The sequence below is a fragment of the Kitasatospora sp. NPDC022856 genome, assembly GCF_055561235.1.
Genome location: NZ_JBVHHE010000007.1, coordinates 43,088 through 63,943 on the forward strand (window position 1 = coordinate 43,088; position 20,856 = coordinate 63,943).

A 20,856-nucleotide genomic window follows, 5' to 3' on the forward strand; every position below is an offset into this window, starting at 1 on the left:
AAAAGCGGGCCCCCTAGCGGTTGGCTACGCGCGTAGATATGCTGGTGTGGTGACTATGTCCACTCTTGCAGCCAATGCCCCCGGCGCTGCGGGCAGCGGTCTTGAGGACGTTGCGGCGTCCGAGGCCTCGCTCCGCCGCTTCCTGCACGGCCTGCCCGGCGTCGACCAGGTCGGCCTGGAGGCGCGCGCCGCCACTCTCGGTACCCGCTCGATCAAGACCTCGGCGAAGGCGTACGCCATCGACCTGGCCATCTCGATGATCGACCTGACCACCCTCGAAGGCGCGGACACCGCCGGCAAGGTGCGCGCGCTGTGCGCCAAGGGCCGGACCCCGGATCCGTCCGACCCGGCCACCCCGCGCGTCGCCGCCATCTGTGTCTATCCGGACATGGTCGCCACCGCGAAGGACGCCCTGCGCGGCACCGACATCCAGGTCGCCTCCGTCGCCACCGCCTTCCCCGCCGGGCGCGCCGCGCTCCCGGTCAAGCTCGCCGACACCGCCGACGCGGTCGCGGCCGGCGCCGACGAGATCGACATGGTGATCGACCGGGGCGCCTTCCTCTCCGGCCGCTACCTGGACGTCTTCAACGAGATCGTCGCCGTCAAGGAGGCGTGCAAGCGCCCCGACGGCACCGCCGCCCACCTCAAGGTGATCTTCGAGACCGGCGAACTGCAGACGTACGACAACGTGCGCCGCGTCTCCTGGCTGGCGATGCTGGCCGGCGCCGACTTCATCAAGACCTCCACCGGCAAGGTCGCCGTCAACGCGACCCCGCCGGTCACCCTGCTGATGCTGGAGGCCGTCCGCGACTTCAAGGCGCAGACCGGCGTCCAGGTCGGCGTGAAGCCCGCCGGTGGCATCAAGACCACCAAGGACGCCATGAAGTACCTGGTGATGGTCAACGAGACCCTCGGCGACGACTGGCTGACCCCGCACTGGTTCCGCTTCGGCGCCTCCAGCCTGCTCAACGACCTGCTGATGCAGCGTCAGAAGCTGACCACCGGACGGTACTCCGGCCCCGACTACGTGACGGTGGACTGATCACCATGGCCAAGAAGAAGAACATCGAGGAGCCCGCGGCCCAGCCGACCGGCGGCCTCTTCAGCTACGCCCCGGCACCCGAGTCCCCCGCCGCCGCGGGTGACATCGCCACCTCGTACGGCCACTTCATCGGCGGCGAGTTCGTCGACTCCTCCGGCAGCGAGGCCCTGAAGACGGTCAACCCGGCCACCGAGCAGGTGCTCGCCGAGTTCGCCCAGGGCACCGAGGAGGACGTCGACCGCGCGGTCGCCGCCGCCCGCAGGGCCTTCGCCGACTGGTCGGCGCTGCCCGGCAGCGAGCGCGCCAAGTACCTGTTCCGGATCGCCCGGATCATCCAGGAGCGCAGCCGCGAGCTGGCCGTGCTGGAGTCGATCGACAACGGCAAGCCGATCCGCGAGACCCGCGACGTCGACCTTCCGCTGGTCGCCGCGCACTTCTTCTACTACGCGGGCTGGGCCGACAAGCTCGACTTCGCCGGCTACGGCGCGAACCCGCGCCCGCTGGGCGTGGCCGGCCAGGTCATCCCGTGGAACTTCCCGCTGCTGATGCTGGCGTGGAAGATCGCCCCGGCGCTGGCCACCGGCAACACCGTGGTGCTGAAGCCGGCCGAGACCACCCCGCTGACCGCGCTGCGCTTCGCCGAGATCTGCCGCCAGGCGGGCCTGCCGAAGGGCGTCGTCAACATCGTCACCGGTGACGGCCGCACCGGCGCCGCGCTCACCTCGCACCCGGACGTCAACAAGGTCGCCTTCACCGGCTCCACCCCGGTCGGCCGGGCGATCGCCAAGCAGATCGCGGGCACCCGCAAGAAGCTCTCGCTGGAACTCGGCGGCAAGGCCGCGAACATCGTCTTCGACGACGCGCCGATCGACCAGGCGGTCGAGGGCATCGTCAACGGCATCTTCTTCAACCAGGGCCACGTCTGCTGCGCGGGTTCGCGCCTGCTGGTCCAGGAGTCGATCCACGACGAGCTGCTGGACGCCCTGAAGCGCCGGATGGGCACCCTGCGGGTCGGCGACCCGCTGGACAAGAACACCGACATCGGCGCCATCAACTCGGCCGCCCAGCTGGCCCGGATCACCGCGCTGACCGACGCCGGCGAGGCCGAGGGCGCCGAGCGCTGGTCGCCCGCCTGCGAGCTGCCCGGCACCGGCTTCTGGTTCAGGCCGACCGTGTTCACCGGCGTCAGCCAGGCCCACCGGATCGCCCAGGAGGAGATCTTCGGGCCGGTCCTGTCGGTGCTGACCTTCCGCACCCCGGCCGAGGCGGTCGACAAGGCCAACAACACCCCGTACGGCCTCTCCGCCGGCATCTGGACGGAGAAGGGCTCGCGCATCCTCTGGACCGCCAACCGGCTCAAGGCCGGCGTGGTCTGGGCCAACACCTTCAACAAGTTCGACCCGACCTCGCCGTTCGGCGGCTACAAGGAGTCGGGTTACGGCCGCGAAGGTGGCCGCCACGGTCTGGAGGCCTACCTCGATGTCTGATGTCGTGAGCCGTCTTGATGTCCTCAAGACCTACAAGCTGTACGTCGGCGGGAAGTTCCCGCGCTCCGAGAGCGGGCGGGTGTACGAGGTGACGGACTCGAAGGGCGAGTGGCTGGCCAACGCCCCGCTCGGCACCCGCAAGGACGCCCGGGACGCCGTGCTGGCGGCCCGCGCGGCCGTCAAGGGCTGGGCCGGCACCACCGCGTACAACCGCGGCCAGGTGCTGTACCGCGTCGCCGAGATGCTGCAGGGCCGGCGCGAGCAGTTCGCCGCCGAGGTGGCGCTCTCCGAGGGCGTCGGCCCGAAGAAGGCCGCCGCCCTGGTGGACGCCGCCATCGACCGCTGGGTCTGGTACGCGGGCTGGACCGACAAGGTCGCCCAGATCGCGGGCGGCGCCAACCCGGTCGCCGGGCCGTTCTTCAACCTCTCCACCCCGGAGCCGACCGGTGTGGTCGGGATCGTCGCCCCGCAGGCCGGTTACGGGCACTCGCTGCTCGGCCTGGTCTCGGTGATCGCGCCCGCCATCGCCACCGGCAACACCGTGGTGGTCGCGGCGGCCGCGGACGCCCCGCTGCCGGCCCTGTCGCTGGGCGAGGTGCTGGCCACCTCGGACGTCCCCGGCGGCGTGGTCAACATCATCTCGGGCCGGACCGCCGACATCGCGCCCACCCTGGCCTCGCACCAGGACGTCAACGCGGTGGACCTCACCGGCGCCATCGCCGCCGACGGTCCCGGCGCGGCGGGCGCGCTGGAAGCCGCCGCCGCGGATACCCTGAAGAGGGTGGTCCGTCCGGAGCTGGACCCGTTCGCCCAGGACTGGACCAATGCTCCCGGTACCGACCGGCTACTCTCGTTCCTGGAGACGAAGACGGTCTGGCACCCGATGGGGATCTGACCTCCTCGTCACCCCCGGGCCCGGTGGGCCCACCGAGTAACAACTCCACAAGCTGGCCGTCCCCAGTGCCCTCACCCCCCCAGGGCCCGGACGGTCATTGGACGGACCCGCGCCTCTCCCCCCCTGGCGCGGGTCCGTCGACTTTCCGCCTCCGGTGTCCCCGGCGGCTCTCCTCCCTGGATCCGTCGACTTTCGTCGCCGGCCCGCCATCCTTTCGGCGCTCCCGGCCGGCCCCCGCCCCCGCGCAGACTGGGGCGACACCGCACACCGAGGGGGGCACCGCGTGGGAGAGATCGCCGGCGAGCTGATGGCACTGTTCGCGGACGGGTTCGTCCGCAGGCTGTTCGTGGCCCGCGCCCGGCGCCGACTGGCCGCCGGCAAGCCGGTCCGGATCCCCTGCTCGGCCCGCTCCGACGGCCCCGGCTGGCCGCCGCGCTACGTCAGCGGGAGGATCCGCGTCACACCGGGCGCCGCGAGCGCCGAGTTCGGCTCGCGCGAACTCGACGGCGCCGGCCCGGTCGTACTGGCCGCCGGCGGGGCCTTCCGGGCCCCCGAGCCGGACACCTGGCACCACCACGACTGGGCCGCCACCGCCTACCTGGCACCCGGCGCCGGGCAGCCGGTCTTCCTCCAGGTCGACAGCCGGTACCTGCCGCTGCTGCACCTCGCCCTCGCCGCACCGGAGTCGCCGCACAAGGTGTGACCCGACGGGTTTCGGCATCCGGCCCCGATGCGTCAGACTGGTGTCCCGTGAGTGACTCCCCGCTGAATGCCGCGCCGATAGCCCGTGCCCGAGTGGTCCTGCTGTCCGGGCCCTCCGGATCGGGGAAGTCCTCACTGGCGGAACGGAGCGGCCTGCCGGTGCTCCAGCTCGACGACTTCTACAAGGACGGGGACGACCCCACCCTGCCGCTGCTGGACGACGGCGCGGTCGACTGGGACTCCCCGCTCGCCTGGCACCGTGACGAGGCCCTGGCGGCGATCCGCGGCCTCCACGAGAGCGGCCGCGCCGAAGTCCCGGTGTACTCGATCCCGGCCAACGGCCGCGTCTCCACCCAGGTGCTGGACCTCGCCGGGGCGCCCGCGTTCATCGCCGAGGGCATCTTCGCCGCCGAGATCGCCGGCGCCTGCGCCGCCGAGGGCCTGCTGGGCGACGCCCTGTGCCTGCGCAACGGCGCGCTCACCACCGCCTGGCGGCGGCTGCGCCGGGACGTCCGGGAGAGCCGCAAGTCGCTGCCCGTCCTGGTGCGCCGCGGCTGGCGGCTGATGCGGGCCGAGCGCTCGATCGTCGGCCGGCAGGTCGAACTGGGCGCCCACCCCTGCACCGGCCCGGAGGCGGACCGGCGGATCCGCGCGGCGGCCGGACGGCAGCTCTCCGCGGTCTGAGCTCCACCGCGGGCCGGCACGCCCGCACGTGCCCGCAGGCACGACCGCATGCCCGCACTCACGCACGAAGAACGGCGGGCCCGGTGCGTCTCCCCCGCACCGGGCCCGCCGCCTTCCCGGACGGTCATCGGGCTCCCCCCGGTTACGCCGCTCCCCCGAGCCGGCGCTGCCAGTTTCCCTGACCGTCCTCACCCGTCCCCCGACGGGAGTCCCTCGCCCCTCGCGGGGCCGTTCTCAGGCGACCAGCTCGCCGAACGCCCGGGCGGTGTCGCCCGACTTGTTCAGGTGCTCGTCGTCGCGCAGCCGGCGCAGCGCGCGCCAGATGCTGCTCTTGACCGTGCCGACGCTGATGCCGAGCACGTCGGCGATCTCCGGGTCGGTCTTGCCCTCGTAGTAGCGCAGCACCAGCATGGTGCGCTGGTTCTCCGGCAGCTTGGCCAGCGCCTGCCAGAGCACGGCGCGCAGCTCGGTGCCGCCCATCGCGTCGGTGTCGCCGACCGTCTCCGGCAGCTCCTCGGTCGGGTACTCGTTGACCTTGCGGCGCCGCCAGGCGGAGATGTGCAGGTTGGTCATGGTGCGGCGGAGGTAGCCCCCCACCGCGGCCTTGTCGGTGATCCGGCCCCAGGCCCGGTAGGTGCTGAAGAGCGCGCTCTGCAGCAGGTCCTCGGCCTCGAAGCGGTCACCGGTCAGGTGGTACGCCGTGGCGTACAGGGAGGCGCGGCGCTCGCGCACGTACGCGGTGAACTCCGTGGTGTAGTCCTCCGCGACGGCCGGGTGCTCCCCCTGCGCGTCTCCCTGTCCCGCCTCGGCGGTGCGGGTCGCCGCGGGGTTCAGCCGCAGCAGCGTCGCACCCGCGGCCCCGCGGCCGGCCGACTCCCCCGAGTCGACCTTCCGCAGCCCGCTCCCCCCGATCCCCCGGGTTCCCCCGTTCCCCCCCAGGGTGTCCTTGCCCTCGACGCGGACGGGGAGGATCCCCCGCAGCGTCAGGGTGTTGGCGGAGTCGGCCACGTTCCCCCGGTGGCCGATCCCGTACAGCTCCCCCTGCCTGCCGCCGCCGCTCACCCGGCAGGCGACAGTGTTTCCACCGGCGCTGTGCGCGCACCCCCGCACGGTCACGGCACCGGAGGTCTCGTCGGTCCTGACCTCGTACCGGGTCCGGTGGGTGGCCGATGACGAACGCGCGGTGCGGTCAGCCGGGTTGGTCCGGGTCTGCAGCCTGGCGTTCATCGTGCGCCCCCTTGGTCGGTACGAGCGGTTCCTGTTGCCGCCGTTCAGCCGGCCAGTTGGCCCGCTGTCCTGCGGCGACATGGAAAATCTTGCCCGCCGGTTGTGATGACGCTGTCCGTCGACTGTCACAGGGCTGTCACAGGGGCGGGGCTTTCGTCCCGCATCGCCTCCCGCCGTGACGGACGCCGGTGGCTCGGGTTCCGGTTCCCACCCGGTCGGTGACCGGTGCCGGGGGGTGATTCGGCGCTCCGGGTGAGCCAGAATGAGGCCGTGCCTTTCCTCCTACTGATCGAGGACGACGACGCCATCCGTACCGGCCTCGAACTCGCTCTCACCCGCCAGGGCCACAAAGTGGCCACCGCCGCCTCCGGCGAGGACGGTCTGAGGCTCTTCAAGGAGCAGCGGCCGGACCTCATCGTGCTGGACGTCATGCTGCCCGGAATCGACGGCTTCGAGGTCTGCCGCCGGATCCGCCGCACCGACCAGCTTCCGATCATCCTGCTCACCGCCCGGTCCGACGACATCGATGTCGTGGTCGGCCTGGAGTCCGGCGCGGACGACTACGTCGTCAAGCCGGTGCAGCCGCGCGTCCTGGACGCCCGGATCCGGGCCGTGCTGCGACGCGGTGAGCGGGAGAGCTCGGACTCCTCCGCGTACGGGACCGTGGTGATCGACCGCGCGGCGATGACCGTCACCAAGGACGGCGAGGACCTCCAGCTCACGCCGACCGAGCTGCGGCTGCTGCTGGAGCTCAGCCGCCGGCCCGGGCAGGCCCTCTCCCGCCAGCAACTGCTGCGCCTGGTCTGGGAACACGACTACCTCGGCGACTCCCGGCTGGTGGACGCGTGCGTCCAGCGGCTGCGGGCGAAGGTCGAGGACGTGCCCTCGGCGCCCACCCTGATCCGCACGGTGCGCGGGGTCGGCTACCGTCTGGACCCGCCGGCGTGACCGCGCCCGGCAGCGCCCCGCTGCTGATATCCCGCCTCTCCTGATCTTCCGCAACGACAGGCTCCCGTGACTGACCTTCAGACGACGACCAGCCGCTTCTCCTCGGGCCCGTGGCGACGGCTGCGTTCCCTGCGAGTGCGGCTGATCGCGGTGTTCGCCGCGGTCGCGCTGCTCGCCGCCGTCTCGGCCTCCGGCATCGCGTACTGGCTCAACCGGGACGCGGTGCTCAAGCGCGCCCAGAACACCGCGCTCAACGACTTCCGGGTCTCGCTCACCCGCAACGTCTCCGAGCTGCCGCTGAACGCCACCTGCGCCGAGCTGAACCAGCTCGCCGCCAGCGTCGCCAGCTCCGGGCTCAGCTACGAGGTGGTGGTCTCCGACCCCGCCCGCCCGGGCTGCCTCGCCTCCTCGGCCCCGCTGACCTACACGCTCGCCGACGTCCCGGCCAGGCTGCGGGACACCGTCGCGAAGCCGCGCGAGCTCACCGAGAACAACCCGTACGCGTTCCACCTGTACTGGCAGCGGCAGAACCTGGAGGGGCGGCCGTTCGTGATCGGCGGCACCAAGGTGGTGCCGACCGGGCCGACGGCCTACATGTTCAAGTCGCTGGAGAACGAGCGGGCCGACCTGAGCACGCTCGGCTGGTCGCTGGCGATCGCCACGCTGCTGGCCCTGATCGGCTCGGCACTGCTCGCCCAGGCCGCGTCGGCGACGGTGCTGCGCCCGGTCAAGCGGCTAGGCGAGGCCGCCCGGCGGCTCGGCGAGGGCCATCTGGACACCCGGCTCGAAGTCGAGGGCTCGGACGAACTCGCCGATCTGGCAAGGACGTTCAACCGCACCGCGGAGTCGCTGCACGAGCAGGTCGAGGAGCTGAGCGCGCGGGAGGCGCAGAGCCGGCGGTTCGTCGCCGACATGTCGCACGAGCTGCGGACGCCGCTGACCGCGATGACCGCCGTGACGGACATCCTGGAGGACGAGGCCGAGTCGCTGGACCCGATGATCGAGCCGGCCGTGCGGCTGGTGGTCAACGAGACGCGCCGGCTCTCCGACCTGGTGGAGAACCTGATGGAGGTGACCCGCTTCGACGCCGGTACGGCCAAGCTGGTCGCCGACGAGGTGGACATCGCCGATCTGATCATGTCCTGCATCGACGGCCGGGCCTGGTACGACGCGGTGGAGCTGGACGCGCCGCGCGGTGTCCGGGCCGTGGTCGACCCGCGCCGGCTGGACGTCGTCTTCGCCAACCTGATCGGCAACGCGCTCAAGCACGGCGGCTCGCCGGTGCGGGTGACGGTCCGGGAGGAGGGCCCCGCGAAGGCTCCGGCGGACGGCGCGGCCGACGGCCCGACGGACGGCCGGGAGGATGACGGCCCGGTGGTCGGCCCGGCGGTCGGAACGGTGATCGTCGAGGTCTCGGACAGCGGCCCCGGCATCCCCGAGGACGTGCTGCCGCACGTCTTCGACCGGTTCTACAAGGCGGACAAGGGGCGGGCGCGTTCGGAGGGCAGCGGTCTGGGCCTGTCGATCGCGATGGCCAACGCGCAGATCCACGGGGGGACGATCACGGCCGCGAACGGGGAGGTGGGGGCGGTGTTCACGCTGACGCTGCCGCGGACCCAGCCTCCGCCGTCGGCCGACGACTCCGAGGAGAGTGCGCTGTGACCTCCCGCCCGTCCGTTCCGGCGGGTCCGGCCGACCGGGCCCGCGCCGTCCGCGGTTCCCGCCCGGACCGCGGTTCCCGCCCGGGCCGGGTGTTCGGCGCCGCCGCCCTGGTGGCGCTGGCCGCCCTCGCCGCCGGGTGCGGCATCCGCCCGACCGCCGTCCCGGTGGACGCCGGCGCGCCCGCCAGCCGGACGGCCTGCCCGACCGCGCCGCAGATACCGACGGCGCCGGCCGCACCGTCACCGGTCGGCCCGACACCGCCCGCCGCGCACTCCTCGGCGAAGTTCTTCGGGAGCCCGTCCCCGTCGGTCACCCGGGTGACCCCGGTGCCGTCCACCCCGCCGGCGGACAACGTGTTCACCGCGGTGGCGACACCGTCGCCGACGGCGTCGGCCACCTGCCGCTGATCGACTCCGTGGGATCCGGGCCGCATCTCGACCGGATCGGGTCCGAACGGGGGCGCTCCGGGCCGTTTCGGTCCGCTCCGGGCGTGTGGCGGAATGTTCACGCCGGGCGTGGAACCGCCGCGCCACCGGCTCACGTCCTTCCCCGCGTGCAGCGAGATGGCACCAGGGCACGCGACGAGCGTTCCGGCGTGCGGACCGAGACCGGGCCGGCGGCGGCCGTCCACCGTCCCCTACGGCTGGTCGGCCTCGTCGGCCTCACCCTCCACCTGGCCCTGGCGGGCTGGCTGGTGCTGAGACCGTTGCCGGTGGCCTGGGTCTACGACGCCAACCTGACGCCGCTGGCCTCGCTCCGCTCCTCCACCGCCTGGCAGGTCCTCGGCGAACTGCTGCTGCTGGCCCCGCTCGGCGTCCTGCTCCCGCTCTCGGGCGGCCGCCTGCGGGCCCCCTGGCTCCCGTCCTTCCTCCGCACCACCGGCGCCGCCGCCCTGCTGGCCACCGCCCTGGAGTTCCTCTCCTCCTGGGCCCCGGGCCACATCCTGAACGTGGACCACATACTGCTCGCCAGCGTCGGCGTGGCGATCGTCCACCTGGCCCTGGTGCCCGGCTGCCGGTCCCTGCTGCTCCGGCCCCGCCGCGCGGGCGCCGACCGCCCGGCGCCCGCCCGGGCCCCCGCGCCGGCCCACACGCCGACTCGCACGCCGACTCGCACGCCGGTCCACGCACCGACCCACGCTCCCGTCTACGCGGAGCCCGTCTCCTCCCACGGCCGCTGAGGCGGCTCGCTGCTCGCCGGGCAGGAAAAGCAGCCGGGAGCTGCCACCGCGCACGAGCCCGGGTCGAGCAGCCGCCCGTCGTCGGGGGCGACCCGCCCGCACGCCCGGCAGCGCACCGTGACCCGCCCGCCCGCCGCCCGCAGGCGGGCCACCGCGACGTCGAGGTCCCGCAGGTTTCCGTCCCGCACGGGGGCGGGCAGGTCGTCCAGCAGCAGCCTGCCGTGCCAGAGGCTCAGCCCGGTCACGGCGCGGAGGGCGCGGAGCAGCTCGATCCGCCGCTCCCCCGCGCCGGTCAGCTCGGCGACGAACTCCGGTTCCTCCATCCGCCCGGCCCTCCCCGGCCCGCCCGCTCCGGCCCGCCCGGCCCTCCCCGGCCCGCCCGCCCGCTCCGGCTCGCTCCGCCCGGCCGGGCGTACCCGGCGGGCGGTCAGCGGCCGGGGCGCTGCGTGCGCTGCCGGCGGCGCAGCACCACCAGGGCACCCAGCCCCATCGCGATCGCCATGCCGCCGGTGATCGCCATCGGCGCGGAGGAGGACCCGCCGCCCGTCGACGCCAGCCCGGAGGCCTGGTCCGGCACGGGGACGGGCACCGGCACCGGAGCGGCCGTGGTCGCCGGGCCGTTCGATGCCGAGGCGGTGACCTGCGCGACGACCACCGCGGCCGCCGACGGCGCGGTCGGCACCGGAGCGGGGCTCGCCGGAGCGCTCGCCGTCCCGGTGGCGGTCGCGGTGGCGGAGGGCGTCGCAGACGCCGTGGGGGACGGCGTACCGGCGCCGCCCGGCGCCGCGATGCCGAACGGGACCGCCCGGCTGGACGTCGTGACGCCGAGCCCGCTGACCTCCGGCATGCTGTGCCCGGTGAGCAGCACGGACGCGGCGCCGACCGGGGCATCCTTGGCGAAGGCCAGCCGGACGTTGATCGTGCGGGACTCGCCGTCGTGCAGCTTCACGAGGTCGGCGTCCTTGCTGCCCGACGGGAGCCCCAGGATCAGCCTGCTCGTCGCCGGCTCCGGGAGGGGCCTGGCGGCCAGCCACTCGCCCTCCGGGGACTGGAACTCGAACCGGACCGCGTCGGCGGGCAGCGTGCTCCCGGCCTGGAGGGTGACCTCGGGGAGGACGCGGATGTCCTTGCCGCTGTGGTTGGCGAGGACCAGCTTGAAGCCCTTCGCCTCGCCGCCCGTGGTGAAGGAGGCGGGGACGCCCTCGACGCTCGGCTCGGCCGGGCCGGGAGCGGTCACCGGCGGGGTGCTGGGGCCGCCCACCGGGGCGATGGTGAAACGTCCGAACTCGCTGGCCGGGGTGGAGATCCGCTGCTCCGGGGGCAGCGTCGGGTCCGACACCACGGCCCGGAACCCGGCCGTGGCCGTGCCGCCGACGGCGCCGGCGGTGACGGCGAGACGCAGCCGGTAGGTGACCGAAGCCCCGGCCGGCACGCTGATCCTGGTGGCGAAGGTGTCCAGCTCCCACACCGCGCCGACCGTCTGGCCGGGGCTGAGCAGGGCGTTCTTCCACTGCGTGCCGCCGGGCGACTGGAACTCCAGCTTGAGCTGCGTCTCCTTGATGCCGGAGTTGACGTCGGCCAGGGTGAAGCCGGTCGTGGCGTCGACCGCGTGGTCGGCGGAGTTCTTCAGGGTCGCGGTGAACTCGACCGGCGCCGCACCGGCGGTGAAAGTGCCGGGCAGGCCGCTCAGCGTGATCGACACGGGCCCGTTCTGGGTCTGGGCGCCCAGGGTGCCCTGGGTGTGCCGGGCGATCGAGGGGGCGGCGAGCGCCGCCGGGGCGGCGGCGACGGCGGTGCCGGAGACCAGGGTGGCTGTGGCCGCCAGAGCGAGGAGACTGCGGTGCTGAGTGCGCAAGGGGACCTCACGGAGGAGAGCGGGCCGAGCCCGGCAGACGATGGGTCGCCTGGACTGAGAGGGAACCTCGTCGCAGGCCATGTCCGTCCCGCTGCTTCGCCCCCAAACCTCCAGCAACGGCGGCATCATATCCGAACGTGTGGACCATTCGTGAAGGAGTATCGGTCGCCGGGACGAACGCCGGGTGACGGCTGTCACGCCGCTCGCCGCACCCGGCCGCCGACCTCGATCAGGCCGCCGGGCCGGACGCCGGTGACGAGCTGGGAGCCGACGCCTTGAGTGATGATCAGGTCGCGCCCGAGCTCGGCCGTGAGCAGGATCGCGGCGGGCCGAGCGGGTTCCCGTGGCCGCCGTCGGGGCCGCAAAAGACCCGAAGGACCTCATAGTCAGTCATTCACCCAACCAAGCACGGGTGGGGGCGCCGCCGGTATACGAGTTCGTGACGAAAACGTGGCGGCGATTGTCCGCGGGGTCCAGTACTGTGCCCACTCGTCCCCAAGGATTTCTTTCTCTCACCTCCCACAGGAATTGACTCCGTGAATCTCGACTTCACCGTTGACCCGCTTTTCTCCTGGTACGTCGTGCTGCTGGCCATCAGCGGCATCGCCATGGTCGTGCTCGGCGCCGTCAACGTCGGCGGCGGCCTGAGCGGCGGCTGGCGGGTCATCAACGTGATCGCCGGCATCGCGTTCGCCGGCTACGCGTACTACCTCGCGTTCGTCTTCGAGGGCGGTGAGTACCGGATGTTCTTCCAGGCGTTCATCCTCCCCGTGCTGCTGATCGCCAACGCCGTGAAGGCCCTGGTCGCCCGCAGCAACGCCCCGGCGGTCCCGCAACCGGCGGCCTACCAGGCCCCGTACGACCCGAACGCCGCGTACAACCCGAACGCGGCGCAGAACCCCTACGCCCAGCCCGCCCCGGCCCCGCAGGCGGCCCCGGTCGCCCAGCCGCCGGCCCCGCAGGCTCCCCCGGCCAGCTGACCCGCTCGCATCCCCACGCCGTCCGCCGGGCACCCGCCCGGCGGACGGCGGCAAGCGAGAGCAGCATTCACGGGCGGGGAATCTGCTGGCGCAGATTCCCCGCCCGTCACGCCAGCGCCTCCATCGCCGCACCGATCAGGGCCCGGGCCTGCTCACCGTGGACGGCCTGGTCGGCCAGTTCGCCGAAGGCCTGGGCGTAGAGGGCGATCTCGCTGGGCTGGGTGATGGTGAGGTAGCCGGAGACCAGTTCCACGTTGACCTGGGCGGTGTCGTAGATCCAGAAGCCCTCGACCGGCATCCGGGAACGGCCCGGCCCCATGGGGACGATGCCGAGACTGACATGGGGCAGCGCGCCCACGGTCAGCAGGTGCGCCAGTTGCTCGCGCTGAACATCCCGGCTGCCGGGGCCGGACCGCAGGACGGACTCCTCCAGGAGAACGGCGAACCGCCGGTCACCTTCGCGGAGGATCCGCTGCCGCTCCATCCGGACTTCCACAGCGGCGTCCACATCGTCCACCACGACCCGGCGCCGCTGCACGGCCCGCAGCACCGCGTCGGTGTAGGCCCGCGTCTGGAGGCAATCCGGTCACCAGGCACGACGAGCGTTACGCGGCATGGCAGTACGGTTCGCGGCGCCTCTGGGAGGAGGCCGAGGCGGCATACCGGTGGTGGGGTGACCACGGAAGGCCAGGACCGGAGCGATTCGGGCTCACGGTGAGTGGCGAAGGCCACCAGGTCTGGCTGGACGACCCTGCGAACAGTTGGTTACTGCGCGGTTGAGCGATTGTGTGGGGGCGGGCGGCCTGGTGGCCGCCCGCCCCTCCGCGCTCGCTGCTCAGATGAAGTGGTCGAGCTCGCCGGCCTTGACCCCGAGGATGAACGCCCGGAGCTTGGCCACGTCGGTCGTGACGACGACATCGGGCTCGTCCGACTCGCGCAGATGACGCAGGTCGCCGGCGCCGGGGGCCAGTTCGAGGCATGAATTGCCCGCGTCCCCGCCACTGAACGACGACTTCTGCCAGGCGATTTCGGACATTGCAGGCCTTTCAAGCTTGAAGCAGATAAAGGAGGTGATGGAGAATTCCCCAGGAGTCACGTGACGGCGTACCGCGCAGCGCATCTGCCTTGTCAGCCGCTGGCAACGCCAGGCGTCCCAGCTGCTCGAACTTCCGGCGATAAGCCACGATGCTCTCCGGGTCACCATAATGCTCGGCCCGCCCGGGACCGTCCACCACGATCGTGGACAAGTCGCTGCACCCTGGGTCGCACAGGACGAACGAACTTGAGTGAGGCGGCTTCTTCGCCGCCGTGAACGGCAGCACCTGAATCGTGACGTTCGAGCGCTCTGCCATGTCAAGAAGATGGATCAGCTGGGCCCTCATCACCGCATCGCCCGGGAACCTCATACGCAGAGCTGCTTCATGAATGATGAAGTGGAACTGCCGCTGCTCGTCGTCGACCAAGATGCGCTGCCGCGCAAGCCGGAACCTGACCGCGTCGGCAATGTCCCATGTTGCGTTGCCGTAGGCGTCTTCGTGGATAGCTTCCGCATACGCCGGAAGCTGGAGAACTCCCGGGACATAGAGGATCTGGTAGTCGTCAAGGCGAATGGCCCGGTCCTCCACCTCGGCGAGATCCAGCGCGAGGGTCGGGACCTTCCCCTTGAACTCCGTCCACCAGCCCTTGCCGTCGCTGGCACCTAGCTCGTGCAGGATGGCCATGTAGGTCTCATCCGTGCACCCATAGGTGGACAACAGAGTCGTGAGTCGGGCCGGGTCGAGCCCGGTCCGCGCCGCCTCGATGTGGCTCAGTTGCGGACCGCCCATGCCGATGGTGGCGCCGGCATCCTTCACCGCCAGCCCAGCGGCCTCACGCAGTCTCCTCAGCTCAGCGCCGAACCGCTTCTGCCGCTCGCTGATTTGAGTCCTGAGTGCCAAGGGTTTTCCTTCCGTGTCGGAGCAGTTTCCCGCTTCGAGGGCGCGAGGCGCCACCCACAAGAGTGAGGCTACTCAACTGACGCGCCCATCTTGGCCGATCGTGTTGCACGCGTGGAACTTGTGGTCCTACTCTCAGTGTTGCACCGATCACACGGCGGAGCGTCAGTAATGCCCTGTCCGGGCGCCGCAGAGCAGCCGTCACAGCCTGGCTCACGGTCTCGCCTCCGTCGCGAACTCCCTCTCCCCTCCCGGAGGTTCTTCGTGCGTGCCCTCAACCCTCCAGACTGGTCCGCCGCCCGGCACGAACTGCGTGCGGCCCTCGCCTCCTCCGGGTGGCCGCCGGACCCCATCGCCGACGCCGAACTCGCCCTCCACGAGCTCTTCGTCAACGCCTGGCGCCACGCGGGCAGCCAGGCGCCCCTCGTGGTCGTCGTCCTCGCGAACCGCACCCTCCGGGTCTCGGTCGCCGACGACAGCCCCACCCTCCCCGAGCAGCGCACCTCCGCCGATCCCTACGAACTCTCGGGCCGCGGGATCCACTTGGTCCGCTCGCTCACCCACCGCTTCGGCGCCGACGCCCGCAAGGACGGCAAGGTCGTCTGGTTCGAGCTGGATGCCGCCGCATGCCCCGCCACGCCCCGGTCGCACCGGACGACCCCCGGATGCGCGACTACACCGAACCCCAGGTCACCACCCTGCTCGCCGAACTCCACGAACTCGGACGCCCGTTCGGCATCGCCTGGGGCTCGGCCGCCACCAACGGCAGCGTCGACGGCCGCGTCCTCATCGGCTTCGGCAACGCCCCCGTCGCCACCCTCCTCAACCTCCTCGGCCTCCTGCGCGCCGCCGCGAGCGCCGCCGAACGGGGTGACCCGTGGGCGTCCTGATCCCTCTCCCCACCCAGGCGGTCCACACCGAGCGCACCACCGTCGCCTACCTCGCCGTGGAGACCGTTCCCGACGCCGCGCTCCAACTCCGCGTCGCCGTCGACCTCGACGTCAACGCCGGCCCCGGCGAGCACCTCGCCCTCCCGCTCACCCGCGACCAGGCCGACGAACTGCTCCACGCACTCGCCGCCCGTCTCGGCCGCCGCGTCATCGGCGTCCGGTGGTGAGGGCCGGCGGCACCGCCGGCTTCCTCGTCGCCACCGCCTTCGTGCTCCTCCTCGCCCTCGCGCTCCTCACCGTCGTGCTCGGCGTGATCACCGCGCTCAGCGTGAACCGGCGCACCGAGGACGACTCCGAGCGCGAGCGGCTGCCACGCTGACCCACCCCGCCCGGCGGCTGCCGCCCCAGCCGCCGCAGCCCCCACACGCCGGAAGTCGGCCCGTCCGACTTTCCACTCCATTGCAGAGTTGCCACCTCATCCGGGCAAGCGGAAGGCAGGGCCCCACGAGGGAGGCCCTGCCCGACAACCGCACCCGACGCCGGCTCAGCGCACGCGGCGCACCCACAGCGCGCAGAAGACCAGCAGCGCCGCCGTGGCCAGCAGGCTCAGCCCGGTCTGCGTCCAGTGCATCATCCACTCGTCGGCCGGCGGGTGGTAGAGCGTGTAGAACCGGTCGATGGTGTCGTAGTGGGCCTGGCAGGCATCGCTGGGGCAGACGGCCGTCCCGTCCGGGAGGGTGCCGATCCAGTCGCTGTCGGCCGGGATCCGCAGGCCGTCACGGGTCAGGAAACCGTTCTCCACGATGTGCGATTCGAGCGGCGAGGACGTCGTCACCCGTCCGGTCTGGACCACGGACATCGGGCCGACCGCATCGGGCGCAGCCATCCGGACGCTCGCCAGCGCCTCCCGCGCCGGCGTCAGCAGGTACCGCCCGGAGTCCACCGCGAACCGTACGGCGCCGGTCAGCACCGCCGTGACCACGATCGAGGCCACCACCCGCCGCACCACCAGTCCGACGGCGGCCCCGAGCGCGACGGAGAGCAGGCAGGACGCGACCAGCGACGGCCCGGAGGCACTGCGGCTCATCCAGCTGAACCAGTGGTACAGGCCGGGGAGGGAGAACCGCCCCTCGACCTGGTGGACGAACCGGGTCGAGACGACCGCGAGCAGGCTCGACCCCACCAGGGTCAGCAGCAGCGGCACGCCCAGCCGGGCCGCCAGCCAACGCTGCCGCGACACGGACTGCGTCCAGGCCAGCGCGTACGTCCCGGTCTCGAACTCCCGTGCCAGCAAAGGCGCCGCGTAGAAGACGCCGAAGGCGATCGGCAGGATCACCAGCAGCCAGCCGGTGATCATCACGGCGATGCCCCAGTGCGCGTCGAGCGTGATCGCCTGACTGGCCTCGCACTCCGCCGGGAAGTAGACGACGGTGCAGCCCTGGAGGCGCCATTCGGCTATCTGGTCGGCGATCCGGCTGTGCAGGTAGACCATCCAACCGCAGAGCAGCACCAGGGCGGAACCGGCGATCAGAAGCGGCGTGCGGTCCTGGCGCAGGCCCAGCCAGGTGGTGCCGCTCAGCAGGCGACGCCCGGACGGGCGGCTCCGCGGCGGGGTGGCGAGGTCGGCGGTGCTCATCGGGCCGCCACCTCCTCGCGACCGGCGGTGTGCGCGCCGACCCCGGCCGGGGGCCGGCCCTGCGGGGCGGCGGTACGCAGATAGGCGATCAGAATCTCCTCCAGGTTCGGCCGGCTGACGTCCCAGCGCGGGTCGATCTCTCCGTGGGGCCTGAGCAGCGCGGTCGCCTGGCGGCCGGTGCGGCGCAGCTCGACGATCTCGTGGCGCGCCAGCTCGGCCGGGGTGCCGTCGGCGCCCTCGGTGGCGCCGACCACCAGGCGGTGGTCGTCCAGCAGGTCGTCGACGTCACCGCTGAGCCGGATCCGCCCGTCGCGCAGCACGGTGACGTGGTCGCAGACGCCGTCCAGCTCGGCGAGGACGTGCGAGGAGATGAGGATGGTCGTCCCGTGCTCCGCCGCCTCGGCCATCAGGATGCCGGTGAGTTCCTGGCGGGCCACCGGGTCGACGTCGGCGAGCGGCTCGTCGAGCATCAGCAGGTCGGGGCGCTTGCCGAGGACGAGCGCGAGGGCGACCCGGGTGCGCTGGCCGGCGGTGAGCGTGCCCACCCTGGCGTTCTGCGGGAGATCGCCCAGCCGGACGATCCGCTCCGCGATCTCCTGGTCCCAGCCCGGGTTGAGCTCCCGACCGGCGCGCAGGGTCTCCGCGACGGTGAACCGCGGGTAGAGCGGCTTGTCCTGCCGCAGGTAGGCGGTGCGCCGCAGGGCGGCGGCTCCGCCCGGTCCGGTCCCGAACACCGCGACCGTTCCCTCGGTCGGCGCGAGGAGTCCGGCGGCGAGCGCCATCAGGGTGCTCTTGCCGGCGCCGTTCGGGCCGACGAGCGCGCAGACGCGGCCGGCCGGGAGCCGGAGTTCGCAGTCGCGCAGGGCCCAGCGCCGGCGGTACTTCAGACCGAGGCCGGTCGCCTCCAGGGCGGGGGCGTCCTCGGTCGGTCGGTGCTCTGCTGCGGGGTGGTTCACCCGGACTCCTCGGGGGCCTCGGTGCTGGTGGGGTAGGCGCGGTCGAGGGCGGTGTCGACGAGAGCGGCGACGTCCTCGCGTTCCAGGCCCGCGTCCCGCGCCCGGGCGATCCAGTCGGCGAGGTCGACGCGCAGGGCCGAGTCCTCGACGGTCGGCGGTTTGGCGAGGGACTTCCGGACGAAGGTCCCGACACCCCTCCTGCTCTCGACCAGGCCTTCGCGTTCGAGCTCGCGGTAGGCCTTGAGCACGGTGTTCGGATTGATCGCCGTCGCCTCCACCACCTCGCGGGCGGTGGGGAGTTGGTCACCGGGTTGGAGCACTCCGAGCCGCAGTGCCCGCTTCGTCTGCTCGATGATCTGCAGATACGGCGAGAGGCCGCCGCGACGGTCGATGAGGTACTCGACGATGACATCCACCTTTCCACTAGTTAACTAGTGGAATAGTGCACCTGAGATGATCGGCCGTCAACTCCGGACCGGACCGTCGCCCCGCGAGCGGCCCTCCAGCCCCCTCGCACCGGAAGTCGGCCCGCCCGACTTCCCACTCCTGCGCAGGCGAACCTCCGGGGCACCCCCGAGACAAACCCCGAGGTCGGGTCCTCCTCACCGGGGACGAAGGCCAGGGTCGGGATCGCCGCCGAGGCTGAGGATCCGGGGGTGGAGGCGGCGGAGTATGGAAGTACGCCCTCCGGAGAGCCCGGACCGGGCGCCAGGAACACGGAGACCGCCATGAGCCGCCTCGCCCGCCCCCGCCACAACCGCGTCATCGCCGGCGTCTGCGCCGGGATCGCCGAGCGCTTCGGCCTGACCCCCTGGACCGTCCGGATCATCTTCCTCGCGTCCTGCCTGCTCCCCGGCCCGCAGTTCCTGATCTACCTGGCGCTCTGGCTGCTCCTCCCCCAGGAGCCGTGAGCCCCGGCGCCCCCTACGCCTCTGGCGCCCAGCACCCACGCACCCACGCACCCACGCACCTGAGTCCGAACGCCGAAACGGGCCGCCCGCGCCCCGGGATCACCGGGGTGCGGGCGGCCCGTCGGCCGTGGCGGGAGCGTCAGCCGCCGAGGCCGGGCAGCGGGAGGGCCTGGGTCAGGCCACCGACGGGGGTGCTGCCGAGACCCGGGATGCTCGGCACGCCGGCGCGGGGGGTGGCGTCCGCGGCCGGGGCCATCGCCTGGCCGGCGCTCGGGGTCAGGGTGCCGAGGGTGCCGGCGACCTTGTCACCGCCGGGCAGCTTGCTCGCGGTGTCGGTGACCGCGCCGGTCACGGCGGGGTTGGTCACGGCGCCGGTGGGAAGCCCGAGGCCACCCGCGGCGACCGGGTCGGCGGACGCGCTGCCGGCGCCGACCGCCGCGATGGCGAGCCCGAGCACGGCGGTGCCGGCGGCCTTGAGAGTGGCCTGCTTCATGTTCGTCCCCTTGGATCCTCGTCGGTGGCCGACATTCACGGCGGGGTAGCGGGTTCCGCCACCTCCGCCGGTCGGCGTTGACTGCCACACCGTAGTGATCGGATCGCACGGGGACCAAAGGCCGTTAACCCACACGAGTGGGTAGTCAGATGAACGCCAACACCCAGGGGTGACCAGGGCGTTCACCCGACCGACCGCACCGCCTCAGGAGGTCGCGCTGAACAGCCACTCCGCCTTGAGCTCGGCGTAGCCCGGCTTGATCACGTCGTTGATCATCGCCAGCCGCTCGTCGAACGGCAGGAACGCCGACTTCATCGCGTTCACGGTGAACCACTCCATGTCGCCCAGCGTGTAGCCGAACGCCTCCACCAGGTGCCCGAACTCGCGGCTCATGCTGGTGCCGCTCATCAGCCGGTTGTCGGTGTTGACCGTGACCCGGAACTTCAGCCGGCTGAGCAGCCCGATCGGGTGCTCGGCGTACGACGTGGCGGCCGCCGTCTGCAGGTTGGAGGTCGGGCACATCTCCAGCGGGACGCGCTTGTCGCGCACGTAAGCGGCCAGCCGGCCCAGCTCGACGCTGCCGTCCTCGTTCACCGTGATGTCGTCGACGATCCGCACGCCGTGGCCGAGCCGGTCGGCGCCGCAGCACTGCAGGGCCTCCCAGATCGACGGCAGGCCGAAGGCCTCGCCGGCGTGGATGGTGAAGTGGTTGTTCTCGCCCTTGAGGTAGTCGAAGGCGGCCTGGTGGCGGGTGGGGGGGTACCCCGCCTCGGCACCGGCGATGTCGAAGCCGACCACGCCGCGGTCGCGGTGGCGGTTGGCCAGCTCGGCGATCTCCGAGGAGCGGGCCGCGTGCCGCATCGCGGTGATCAGGGTGCCGACGCGGATCCGGTGACCGGCCGCGCGGGCGTTGGCCTCGCCGAGGCGGAAGCCCTCGTTGACGGCGTCGACGACTTCGTCGAGGGTGAGGCCGGCCTCCAGGTGCTGCTCGGGGGCGTAGCGGACCTCGGCGTACACGACGCCGTCGGCGGCCAGGTCCTCGGCGCAGTCCGCGGCGACCTTGATCAGGGCCTCGCGGGTCTGCATCACGGCACAGGTGTGCGCGAAGGTCTCCAGGTAGCGGACCAGCGAGCCGGAGTCGGCGGCCTCGCGGAACCACTCGCCGAGTTCCTTCGGGTCGGTGGTGGGGAGGCCCTCGTAGCCGACCGCGGCGGCCAGCTCGACGATGGTCTCGGGCCGCAGCCCGCCGTCGAGGTGGTCGTGCAGGAGCACCTTCGGGGCGCGGGCGATCTGGTCGGGGGTGGGGATCCGGGGGCCGGTGCCCGCGGTGGTGACAGGGGTCTGGTTCTCCATTGCGGGAGTGTAGCTCCTACG

At 72.4% G+C, this 20,856-nt stretch carries 24 protein-coding genes and 2 pseudogenes; 15 read left to right on the plus strand and 11 right to left on the minus strand.

Annotation, left to right across the window (positions count from 1 at the left end):
* The first annotated feature begins 55 nt into the window (after positions 1-55).
* From deoC to ACZ34W_RS10545, 5 genes are all read left to right on the plus strand, one after another.
* A complete protein-coding gene (deoC, locus tag ACZ34W_RS10525; protein ID WP_329487978.1) occupies positions 56-1,042 on the plus strand; it encodes a deoxyribose-phosphate aldolase in 987 nt (328 codons plus the stop codon).
* Positions 1,043-1,047: 5 nt separating this feature from the next.
* The gene (locus ACZ34W_RS10530) at positions 1,048-2,529 is read left to right on the plus strand and encodes an aldehyde dehydrogenase family protein (protein WP_329487979.1); all 1,482 of its coding nucleotides are present in this window, start codon (positions 1,048-1,050) and stop codon (positions 2,527-2,529) included.
* Positions 2,522-3,424, plus strand: a complete 903-nt coding sequence (locus ACZ34W_RS10535) for an aldehyde dehydrogenase family protein (protein ID WP_329487980.1) — start codon at positions 2,522-2,524, stop codon at positions 3,422-3,424. The genes ACZ34W_RS10530 and ACZ34W_RS10535 overlap by 8 nt, the downstream gene beginning before the upstream one ends.
* A gap of 283 nt (positions 3,425-3,707) precedes the next feature.
* Entirely contained in the window at positions 3,708-4,127 is a 420-nt protein-coding gene (locus ACZ34W_RS10540) for a hypothetical protein (protein WP_465603127.1), read from the plus strand.
* 47 nt (positions 4,128-4,174) lie between these two features.
* Positions 4,175-4,810, plus strand: a complete 636-nt coding sequence (locus tag ACZ34W_RS10545) for an ATP-binding protein (RefSeq protein ID WP_359803612.1) — start codon at positions 4,175-4,177, stop codon at positions 4,808-4,810.
* Positions 4,811-5,044: 234 nt separating this feature from the next.
* Here ACZ34W_RS10545 and ACZ34W_RS10550 read toward each other — a convergent pair whose 3' ends face one another.
* A complete protein-coding gene (locus ACZ34W_RS10550; protein ID WP_380386853.1) occupies positions 5,045-5,749 on the minus strand; it encodes a SigE family RNA polymerase sigma factor in 705 nt (234 codons plus the stop codon).
* 558 nt (positions 5,750-6,307) lie between these two features.
* Between ACZ34W_RS10550 and ACZ34W_RS10555 the strand changes: the two genes are divergently transcribed.
* The 4 genes from ACZ34W_RS10555 to ACZ34W_RS10570 all read left to right on the plus strand — a co-directional run bounded on the left by ACZ34W_RS10555 (position 6,308) and on the right by ACZ34W_RS10570 (position 9,827).
* On the plus strand, positions 6,308-6,985 hold the full coding sequence (locus ACZ34W_RS10555) for a response regulator transcription factor (RefSeq protein ID WP_329487983.1): 678 nt from the start codon (positions 6,308-6,310) through the stop codon (positions 6,983-6,985).
* A 66-nt stretch (positions 6,986-7,051) separates the two neighbouring features.
* The gene (locus tag ACZ34W_RS10560) at positions 7,052-8,647 is read left to right on the plus strand and encodes an ATP-binding protein (RefSeq protein ID WP_465603129.1); all 1,596 of its coding nucleotides are present in this window, start codon (positions 7,052-7,054) and stop codon (positions 8,645-8,647) included.
* Positions 8,644-9,054 carry a hypothetical protein gene (locus tag ACZ34W_RS10565; RefSeq protein ID WP_465603131.1) on the plus strand — a complete coding sequence of 137 codons (411 nt, stop codon included), beginning with the start codon at positions 8,644-8,646 and terminating at the stop codon, positions 9,052-9,054. The genes ACZ34W_RS10560 and ACZ34W_RS10565 overlap by 4 nt, the downstream gene beginning before the upstream one ends.
* Positions 9,055-9,242: 188 nt before the next feature.
* Complete coding sequence (locus tag ACZ34W_RS10570) at positions 9,243-9,827, plus strand: VanZ family protein (RefSeq protein ID WP_465603133.1); 585 nt, start codon at positions 9,243-9,245, stop codon at positions 9,825-9,827.
* Here the strand turns inward: ACZ34W_RS10570 and ACZ34W_RS10575 are convergent.
* The gene (locus ACZ34W_RS10575) at positions 9,794-10,150 is read right to left on the minus strand and encodes a ribosomal protein L7/L12 (RefSeq protein ID WP_396485529.1); all 357 of its coding nucleotides are present in this window, start codon (positions 10,148-10,150) and stop codon (positions 9,794-9,796) included. The genes ACZ34W_RS10570 and ACZ34W_RS10575 overlap by 34 nt on opposite strands.
* Before the next feature lie 104 nt (positions 10,151-10,254).
* A complete protein-coding gene (locus ACZ34W_RS10580; protein WP_465603136.1) occupies positions 10,255-11,682 on the minus strand; it encodes a hypothetical protein in 1,428 nt (475 codons plus the stop codon).
* A 536-nt stretch (positions 11,683-12,218) separates the two neighbouring features.
* On the opposite strand from ACZ34W_RS10580, the gene ACZ34W_RS10585 reads away from it, so the two are divergent.
* Positions 12,219-12,662: a hypothetical protein gene (locus ACZ34W_RS10585; protein ID WP_465603138.1), complete on the plus strand. Its 444-nt coding sequence runs from the start codon at positions 12,219-12,221 to the stop codon at positions 12,660-12,662.
* A 106-nt stretch (positions 12,663-12,768) separates the two neighbouring features.
* Here the strand turns inward: ACZ34W_RS10585 and ACZ34W_RS10590 are convergent.
* The 3 genes and pseudogenes from ACZ34W_RS10590 to ACZ34W_RS10600 form a co-directional block, all read right to left on the minus strand.
* Positions 12,769-13,236 (minus strand): annotated as a pseudogene (locus ACZ34W_RS10590) (Scr1 family TA system antitoxin-like transcriptional regulator); the annotation flags it as partial.
* Positions 13,237-13,497: 261 nt separating this feature from the next.
* Complete coding sequence (locus tag ACZ34W_RS10595) at positions 13,498-13,698, minus strand: DUF397 domain-containing protein (RefSeq protein ID WP_465603140.1); 201 nt, start codon at positions 13,696-13,698, stop codon at positions 13,498-13,500.
* A 10-nt stretch (positions 13,699-13,708) separates the two neighbouring features.
* The gene (locus ACZ34W_RS10600) at positions 13,709-14,599 is read right to left on the minus strand and encodes a helix-turn-helix domain-containing protein (protein ID WP_465603142.1); all 891 of its coding nucleotides are present in this window, start codon (positions 14,597-14,599) and stop codon (positions 13,709-13,711) included.
* A 168-nt stretch (positions 14,600-14,767) separates the two neighbouring features.
* On the opposite strand from ACZ34W_RS10600, the pseudogene ACZ34W_RS10605 reads away from it, so the two are divergent.
* The 4 genes and pseudogenes from ACZ34W_RS10605 to ACZ34W_RS10620 form a co-directional block, all read left to right on the plus strand.
* Positions 14,768-15,193, plus strand: a pseudogene (locus ACZ34W_RS10605) (ATP-binding protein); the annotation flags it as partial.
* A gap of 29 nt (positions 15,194-15,222) precedes the next feature.
* A complete protein-coding gene (locus ACZ34W_RS10610; protein ID WP_465603144.1) occupies positions 15,223-15,486 on the plus strand; it encodes a hypothetical protein in 264 nt (87 codons plus the stop codon).
* Positions 15,474-15,713, plus strand: coding sequence for a hypothetical protein (locus tag ACZ34W_RS10615; RefSeq protein ID WP_465603146.1), 240 nt, complete (start codon positions 15,474-15,476; stop codon positions 15,711-15,713). Before ACZ34W_RS10610 ends, ACZ34W_RS10615 begins: the two co-directional genes overlap by 13 nt.
* Positions 15,707-15,865: a hypothetical protein gene (locus ACZ34W_RS10620; RefSeq protein ID WP_396485543.1), complete on the plus strand. Its 159-nt coding sequence runs from the start codon at positions 15,707-15,709 to the stop codon at positions 15,863-15,865. Before ACZ34W_RS10615 ends, ACZ34W_RS10620 begins: the two co-directional genes overlap by 7 nt.
* A 165-nt stretch (positions 15,866-16,030) precedes the next feature.
* Here ACZ34W_RS10620 and ACZ34W_RS10625 read toward each other — a convergent pair whose 3' ends face one another.
* Genes ACZ34W_RS10625 through ACZ34W_RS10635 form a run of 3 tightly spaced genes read right to left on the minus strand, consistent with a single transcriptional unit; the run spans position 16,031 to position 18,485 of the window.
* The gene (locus tag ACZ34W_RS10625) at positions 16,031-17,122 is read right to left on the minus strand and encodes a hypothetical protein (protein ID WP_465603148.1); all 1,092 of its coding nucleotides are present in this window, start codon (positions 17,120-17,122) and stop codon (positions 16,031-16,033) included.
* Complete coding sequence (locus ACZ34W_RS10630) at positions 17,119-18,078, minus strand: ABC transporter ATP-binding protein (RefSeq protein ID WP_329488006.1); 960 nt, start codon at positions 18,076-18,078, stop codon at positions 17,119-17,121. The genes ACZ34W_RS10625 and ACZ34W_RS10630 overlap by 4 nt, the downstream gene beginning before the upstream one ends.
* Positions 18,075-18,485 carry a GntR family transcriptional regulator gene (locus ACZ34W_RS10635; protein WP_465603354.1) on the minus strand — a complete coding sequence of 137 codons (411 nt, stop codon included), beginning with the start codon at positions 18,483-18,485 and terminating at the stop codon, positions 18,075-18,077. The genes ACZ34W_RS10630 and ACZ34W_RS10635 overlap by 4 nt, the downstream gene beginning before the upstream one ends.
* A gap of 321 nt (positions 18,486-18,806) precedes the next feature.
* On the opposite strand from ACZ34W_RS10635, the gene ACZ34W_RS10640 reads away from it, so the two are divergent.
* The gene (locus ACZ34W_RS10640; protein WP_329488007.1) at positions 18,807-18,989 is read left to right on the plus strand and encodes a PspC domain-containing protein; all 183 of its coding nucleotides are present in this window, start codon (positions 18,807-18,809) and stop codon (positions 18,987-18,989) included.
* Positions 18,990-19,128: 139 nt separating this feature from the next.
* Here ACZ34W_RS10640 and ACZ34W_RS10645 read toward each other — a convergent pair whose 3' ends face one another.
* Both ACZ34W_RS10645 and ACZ34W_RS10650 read right to left on the minus strand, forming a co-directional pair.
* The gene (locus tag ACZ34W_RS10645; protein ID WP_329488008.1) at positions 19,129-19,482 is read right to left on the minus strand and encodes a hypothetical protein; all 354 of its coding nucleotides are present in this window, start codon (positions 19,480-19,482) and stop codon (positions 19,129-19,131) included.
* Between the two features lie 204 nt (positions 19,483-19,686).
* Entirely contained in the window at positions 19,687-20,835 is a 1,149-nt protein-coding gene (locus ACZ34W_RS10650) for an adenosine deaminase (RefSeq protein ID WP_329488009.1), read from the minus strand.
* Positions 20,836-20,856 lie beyond the last annotated feature (21 nt).

What these genes read in the sequence shown, in the direction of transcription:
- deoC (WP_329487978.1), top strand. Translation starts at nt 56, where the DNA reads ATGTCCACTCTTGCAGCCAATGCCCCCGGCGCTGCGGGCAGCGGTCTT.
- ACZ34W_RS10530 (WP_329487979.1), top strand. Translation starts at nt 1,048, where the DNA reads ATGGCCAAGAAGAAGAACATCGAGGAGCCCGCGGCCCAGCCGACCGGC.
- ACZ34W_RS10535 (WP_329487980.1), top strand. Translation starts at nt 2,522, where the DNA reads ATGTCTGATGTCGTGAGCCGTCTTGATGTCCTCAAGACCTACAAGCTG.
- ACZ34W_RS10575 (WP_396485529.1), bottom strand. Translation starts at nt 10,150, where the DNA reads ATGGAGGAACCGGAGTTCGTCGCCGAGCTGACCGGCGCGGGGGAGCGG.
- ACZ34W_RS10595 (WP_465603140.1), bottom strand. Translation starts at nt 13,698, where the DNA reads ATGTCCGAAATCGCCTGGCAGAAGTCGTCGTTCAGTGGCGGGGACGCG.
- ACZ34W_RS10610 (WP_465603144.1), top strand. Translation starts at nt 15,223, where the DNA reads ATGCCCCGCCACGCCCCGGTCGCACCGGACGACCCCCGGATGCGCGAC.
- ACZ34W_RS10625 (WP_465603148.1), bottom strand. Translation starts at nt 17,122, where the DNA reads ATGAGCACCGCCGACCTCGCCACCCCGCCGCGGAGCCGCCCGTCCGGG.
- ACZ34W_RS10640 (WP_329488007.1), top strand. Translation starts at nt 18,807, where the DNA reads ATGAGCCGCCTCGCCCGCCCCCGCCACAACCGCGTCATCGCCGGCGTC.
- ACZ34W_RS10645 (WP_329488008.1), bottom strand. Translation starts at nt 19,482, where the DNA reads ATGAAGCAGGCCACTCTCAAGGCCGCCGGCACCGCCGTGCTCGGGCTC.
- ACZ34W_RS10650 (WP_329488009.1), bottom strand. Translation starts at nt 20,835, where the DNA reads ATGGAGAACCAGACCCCTGTCACCACCGCGGGCACCGGCCCCCGGATC.